This is a genomic window from Sporomusa sp., assembly GCF_057736855.1.
In genome coordinates this window covers 1-5,940 of the sequence record NZ_JBYKYF010000139.1, presented here as the reverse complement: position 1 = coordinate 5,940, position 5,940 = coordinate 1, and the positions used below count along the sequence as shown (strand labels likewise).

Annotated in this window: 4 protein-coding genes; all 4 read left to right on the top strand. The window is 45.9% G+C overall.

From position 1 onward, the window contains the following. Nucleotides 1–4,038: translocation/assembly module TamB domain-containing protein (locus AC29Z1_RS10275; protein WP_488271373.1), on the top strand; the 4,038-nt coding region annotated here is incomplete at its 5' end. Nucleotides 4,039–4,059: 21 nt separating this feature from the next. Next, on the top strand, nucleotides 4,060–4,698 hold the full coding sequence (locus AC29Z1_RS10270; protein WP_488271372.1) for a sigma-70 family RNA polymerase sigma factor: 639 nt from the start codon (nucleotides 4,060–4,062) through the stop codon (nucleotides 4,696–4,698). Nucleotides 4,699–5,036: 338 nt separating this feature from the next. After that, entirely contained in the window at nucleotides 5,037–5,618 is a 582-nt protein-coding gene (locus AC29Z1_RS10265; protein ID WP_488271371.1) for a hypothetical protein, read from the top strand. Nucleotides 5,619–5,639: 21 nt separating this feature from the next. Further along, nucleotides 5,640–5,940: POTRA domain-containing protein (locus AC29Z1_RS10260; protein ID WP_488271370.1), on the top strand; the 301-nt coding region annotated here is incomplete at its 3' end.

Sequence of the window (5,940 nt, the reverse complement as noted above, 5' to 3'; positions counted from 1 at the left end):
AGTGCTATCAGGAAAATTACTCTTTTTCGCCCGGACGTGTTGTTAGTGGAAGAACCTGATAGTACGTGGAATATTGTCCATCTAACCCAGAAAAGTAAAGCCAACGATTCCCCGTTTACGGGCAAAATCGTCATTAAAGACGCCAGTGTCCGAATTGAAACCCTGCGAGGTACTTGGGACATATCTCAGGCTGATGGACAGTTTGACATTCAAGGTAGTCAGTCTATGGTTATAAAGGTAAGTGCCAGTCACAACCATTCACCAGTGACTGTCCAAGGATTTATAAATACGGCCTCAAAAAGTATGTCATTAAGCCTGAAAGCCGATGTGCTGCAGCCGGCAGCGTATCAGCAGTTAGTGCCTGACAAGACTGGGCTAATTTTTACCGATGGTACGCTGGAAATGGTAGAATGTACTGTTGTTAAAAATTCAGCTGGACTTACATTTGCCGGAGAATTTTCCCTACACGATCTGTCTGCCCGGGTACAGGGAATGGATGTGTCAGCGGCAAACGGCCGGGTAAGCTTTACGAATAACACGGTATATTTACTGGCAACCAATGCTCGTGTTAACAATCAACCGGTCGCCGTACGTGGTAAAATTGCCATAGGCGGTGATCAGCCGGTATTTGATCTTAGTGTTGAATCAACTCATTTTGATATAGCGACAATTGGCAATAACCTGCCAGTTAGCGGCATACTGTCATTTTCTGCGGAGGTTACCGGGACGCTTTCTAACCCGGTAGTTGAGGCTGAAGTTTCGGCAAAAGAGGCTGTTGCCGCAGGTTATTCTTTGCAGGCTGCCAACGCCAAAATTAATTTTGGCAATAATCAATTACAGCTTGAACAGTTTAACGCACAAATGGTAGGCGGTCAGGTACAAGGACAAGGAACTTTGGACATAGTTAGCCAGCAGTATCAAATACAACTGGTAGCTACTCATATCGATGTTGCTGCGATCGGACAATTGCCTGTAGCGCTGAGTGGTAGAGGGGATGTCAGCTTATCTGTCTCCGGTCAGGGAACCGACTGGCAAACCATCCACGGTTTGGCTGCTCTCACGCTCGCTGACGGCCAGATGGCAGGTGTGCCTTATACCCAAATGACTGCTTTGGTGGAACGCATTGGGAGCTCGACCGAGATTAAGCAATATGATCTTCTTTTGCCGTCAGGTTTAATTACGGCCGTTGGTGCTATTGACGAAGCTCACCAGCTTACCCTGACGATCGAGGGACAGGGCATAGAATTGGCACAATTACCATTTGCAACCATAGACGATGTACGTTTTGCCGGAAAAACTGGTTTCCAAGGCCAGGTAACAGGCACCATTATCCAGCCTCAGCTTGCACTTCAATTTCATGCTGAGGATCTTACTATGAATCAGGAGCCATTAGGCCAAGCGCACGGTGTACTTAAAGCTACGCCGAATGTGGTAACTTTTGAGCAGGTAACCCTTACTCATGGTGCTGCTTCGCATGAATTTGCCGGTACCATTGCTTTTACCAGCAGTCAGCCAGAATGCAACCTTACGCTTATAACCCATTCTGCCAGGGCTGAAACTTTTGCCCGTCCACTTATGCCAAAGCTGGCGTTAACAGGTAATATCGAGCATGAACTGACAATCCGCGGTCCTGTAAATAACTTGGATGTCAGTGGCAAAGTGCAGTTAACGGAAGGCAGCCTAGCGGGGTATCTCATTGCGAAAGCCGAAGGCAGCTATCAGTTACAGAATGGTCTGATCACCGTAAACAGCCTAGATGTTGATTCGCTTACTGCCAAAATAAAGCTATCAGGAACGATAGCGCCTGATGCAAGTCTGAACTTTGCAGTGGCGGCTGAAAATATTGATGTTACCAGGCTAAAAATAGAGTATCCTTATCCGGTAACAGGTATTGTGAATTTGAATGGTAAGGTGACAGGAACAATAGCAAGTCCTGAAGTGACAGGCCAACTAACGGCAAGCGGTGTATTGATAAATGGTCAGGAAGTACACAATATTAGTGCTAACCTAAGCTATGAAGATGGTCAGGCAGATATCAGAGAACTGCGGTTTTCACAAGGTCAGGGTAATTATGTTTTCAGCGGTGCAGTTGACCTGAAAACCGATGGTATTGATGGTTTGCTGCGGGCCGAGGGAGGCGAAATCGCTAACCTTATGGCCATTGCCAACATGCCGGAGCGCGGTATTCGCGGTAAGCTTAACGGTGAGATTGTTGTAAGTGGCAGTATGCATAACCCTAACATCCTGCTGCGGGGCACTATTACTGACGGCAAAATAAAAAATTATTTACTTGATAGCATTGACATTGATGCCGAACTGAAGAATAAGATTATTACTATCAATACCTTTACCGCTAAACAAGGTACTGAAGGTCTGCTTGTGGTTAGAGGCGAGGCTGACTTGAATGGTGAGATAGAGGTAGAAGCAGGCGGTCGTTCGATTGATATTGGTATTTTGACAGCCCTGTTTGATATTACCGTTGAAACCCAAGGAACGTTTAGTTTTAATGCGCAGGCTACCGGCAGAACCCAGGATCCCCATGTTGCGGTATCACTAGAAGTACAAAATGGCAGTATCGCTCACACCGAATTTGACAATCTCTATGGACTGTTAATTTTTAAGCAAGGCAGCATTCATGTAAATCAGCTATATGTGGCTCGTGGACCATACAAGGCAAGCGCCTATGGTATTGTGCCGCTGCGGGCGCTCAACAGTCAGGGCCGCAGTCAGGCCGATGTTACTGATACCATGGATCTTACCTTGCGGTTGGACAATGCCGATTTGAGCATATTGCCGCTGCTGACGAAAGAAGTGGCTTGGGCAGCCGGGCCGACAACCGGTGAGTTGGCTATTGGCGGCACATTGGCCCAGCCCACCCTCGACGGTAAGGTAACGGTGACGAATGGTACTGTTAAACTCAAGTCACTGGCAGAACCGATAGAAAATGTTGGGGTTGATATTCAATTCAAAGGTGATACAATAAATATAAATGCCTTTGATGGAAAAATGGGCGGCGGTTCTTACTCGATGAATGGATCAGCGATACTCCAGGGGTTGGAACTTACCCAATATGATATCATGCTTGTCCTAGACCGGCTGGGTGTAAAACATAACTACTTTTCCGGTCCTATTGACGGCGTTTTGGCGTTGACCAGCCAGAATAATAAGCCACATATATATGGCCGACTGACGGTTAATAATGCGACCGTTAATATTCCTGCTATTCCTGACGGCGAAGCGCTGGCCTTCGATGCTGGCTTAGATGTGGAAATCGTTGTTGGTAACAAAGTCCGGATGTATAATCCTTATTTGTATGATTTTCTTGCTGAAGGAAAAGTGAAATTTTCCGGTACATTACAACGTCCGTCAGCATCGGGCCGGATTGAAGCCAAACGGGGTACGGTTAAGTATTTAACCAATCGTTTTACGATTTTAAGCGGCAGTGCAGAATTTATTCAGTTTCGTTCCATTGAGCCGATCATCAAACTGCAAGCGAAGAACAGACTGGAACGTACGACCATTAACTTAACCATTAACGGCCCGTTATCGGCTATGGATCTTAAATTGACTGCAGAACCTGCTATGAGTCAGGAAGAAATTTTATCACTCCTAACCTTGCGCGGCAGCTATTTTTCAAAGACCGATTCATCATCCTCTGACAGCACGTTGGGACGCGACCAGCTTGTAAGTCTGCTGGATGCCGGTCTTCAACTACGGTTTATTGCTGAGGTGGAAAGCGCCTTGCAGGAAACATTAGGGGTTGACGAATTACGGTTAGTGCGGTCATCGCTGTTTGATTACAGCAGCAGCCGGTCACGCCGCAAGGAAGCTGACAACCAATTTTATGGGTATAATGTAGAAGTTGGTAAATATCTTACAGATAAGTTATTAATCAGCTATAGTATTGGTCTTGATGAGGAGGATAATTACAGCTTTGGTTTTCGTTATGATGTAACCAAACATATCGGCTTAAGCGGCAACTTCGGCAACGACTCGAAGAAAAGGCAGCTTACTATTGAGACCAGGTATACTTTCTGATGGCATAAAAGGATTGATTGTATGAGACTTAATGAATATTTGGCTGAATTAAAGAAAATACGTACACTGTCCCCAGACGAAGAAATGGCGTTATGGCAGGGGTATAAAGAGGGCGGCGACCTTGATTGTCGCCGCCGTCTGATAGAAAGTTACCAGCCTCTGGTCTTCAAAACCGCCATGCGCTGGCGCTTGCCTGAAACAGTTATGCTGGATCTGATTCAGGAAGGCACAGTCGGACTGATCGAAGCAGTGGAAAATTATGATCATACCAAAGGAGTTGCCTTCAGTTTATTTGCTGTACATCGGATCAGAGGGAGGATGCTTGATCATTTAAGGCGTGAAGACAATCGTCTGCTGTGTATGGATGACATGACGACAGAGGATGGCAGCCAAATATCCATTGTCGATTCATTGGTTGATGCGCAGGCAGAAGTGGCAGCGCAAGCTGAGCAAAACTACCTGGTTGCAGAATTGAGAATGGCTATGGAACGCCTGCCAGTTAGGGAACAGCAGGTACTAAGCGGTGTTTATCTTGAAAATTGTGAACCGAAAGATTTGGCCGAAAGTATGAAATTAAGTGTTTCCCATATTTATCGTTTGCAAAAGCAGGGGATTCGTCGGTTGCGGGGGATGCTGTCAAAGCTGATGGGCAACTGGTAGGAAATCAGTCGGATAATGGACGATAAACGCCCTTCTGCTTAGTTGTTCCTCGAAACACTTGCTTGTGACTCATGGTATACGTGTCGCGGCGCAACTGTCGTCGCGCTTAGCATCTGGGCATTGCTTGCCTGTTTTCGGCATTAAGGATACGTGTGTTAGTCAATACGCCGCATTTGTACAGATTATCAAAAAACAGAGAAAACTAGTATAAACACCCTAAAATAACTACACTCAGTGGGCTAATTGCAAAATTTACCTGTTTTTTAGCATTTTTCATCAACCAGAATCTGGCCTCTTCCCAGGAGTATAATTAGTGTTTATAATAGGGGATGGTGGATGTGGCGGATTGTAAACAAAATATCACCAAACATTTAACCTCAGCGCAACAGTGGCTTTCAAAGGCGGAAGAAGCTTTTGAAAAAGATCGGGATATTCGTGGTGAGCTTAATTTGTTTTTAGCCCAGGCGGAACTTACGCGGGCGAAAGAGACAAACCGTTCCCTGCATTGGCGGTATCGGTATCCGATTATCCGGCATAGCATGGCGATTGTTTTGGCCTTAGTCATTGCTGTCGGCGGGCTGACTGCCAGTTATTTGTGGGGAATAAACCGCCAAGAAGATGCACCGCCGTTGCAGACTGACTCGCCAGTCCCGGTATCTCAGACTTGGTCCAATCAATTCAATGAGAGTGCCGGAGTCATGAAACCAGCAACAACGATATCGGCACCTGAAGCTAGTGCCTCGAAGACTGTGGCCGACAAAGACCGTACAACTGTCTCACCACAGTTGTCTGCGCCGCCGGCAACGGATAAACAACCTAACTTTTCAGCCCAATCGCAACAGGAGCAAGCAGCGCCTTTGACACCTGATGAAGTCAACCATCTTATTCGTTTAGCCGGAAAATCGTTGCGTGGACAATGAAATACCATGAGGAGGTAACGCATGAAGATTTTTAAACAATGTAAGATATTTATTGCTGCAGCAATTGTTTTAAGCATGGCTGTTAGCATTGTCTTGCCTGTGTATGCAGCAGACATTGAGGGCAAGACAGCTACGTCGGTAACAGTGACAGGCAATAATCAAATTGCCGAAAGCACTATTATGGGTGTAGTAACAATCCGACCGGGTGATACCTTGACAGCTGAGAAAGTAAAGCAAGACATGCAGGCAATTTATGATTTAGGTTACTTTTTTGATGTTGTTGCTAATTTTACTGAAGTGCCTGAAGGCGTCAAAGTCATTT